A 555-nucleotide genomic window follows, 5' to 3' on the forward strand; every position below is an offset into this window, starting at 1 on the left:
ACGGGCGCGCCGACGTCGTCGTCGCCGGGGAGATCCCTCGAACACGTCCCCCGACCTGCGCCGCGCCCTCGCCGAGGCGTGCCGCCTGCTCCGTCCCGGCGGACTGCTGGTGCTCGACACCCTCGCCGCGACCGCCCTGTCGCGTGGGCTGGCCATCCACGTGGCGGAGCGGATACCCGGCCTCGCCCCGCGCGGCGTCCACGACCCCGCGTTGCTGGTGGACCGGATGACGCTCACGACCGAGTGCGCCCGGCACGGTGTGCCGCTGACCCTGCGGGGTATCCGTCCGTCGTTGGCCGGACTGCTGGCCTGGACCGCGCGCCGCACCGAGGTCGTCCGGATGGTCCCGGTGCCCACCACCTCGGTGCTGTTCCAGGGATACGGCCGGAAGAAGGGATGAGCGCCCGTGTCCGAGCCCCCGCCCGCGAGCACACCGGCCACCGCCGCACCCCACCCGACCACACCTCCCGGGACCGCACCGTCCGGGACCGGACCGTCCCGGACCGCACTGCCGCCCGACCCGGCCGGGGCCCGTGCCGTCGCGGCCGGGCTCGC

The 555-nt window shown here is 76.8% G+C and carries 1 pseudogene; it reads left to right on the top strand.

Annotated features, from left to right (window positions below):
- Positions 1–400 (top strand): annotated as a pseudogene (locus SACPADRAFT_RS24935) (hypothetical protein); the annotation flags it as partial.
- Positions 401–555: the final 155 nt, after the last annotated feature.

The organism is Saccharomonospora iraqiensis subsp. paurometabolica YIM 90007, from assembly GCF_000231035.2.
In the GTDB taxonomy this organism is placed as follows: domain Bacteria; phylum Actinomycetota; class Actinomycetes; order Mycobacteriales; family Pseudonocardiaceae; genus Saccharomonospora; species Saccharomonospora paurometabolica.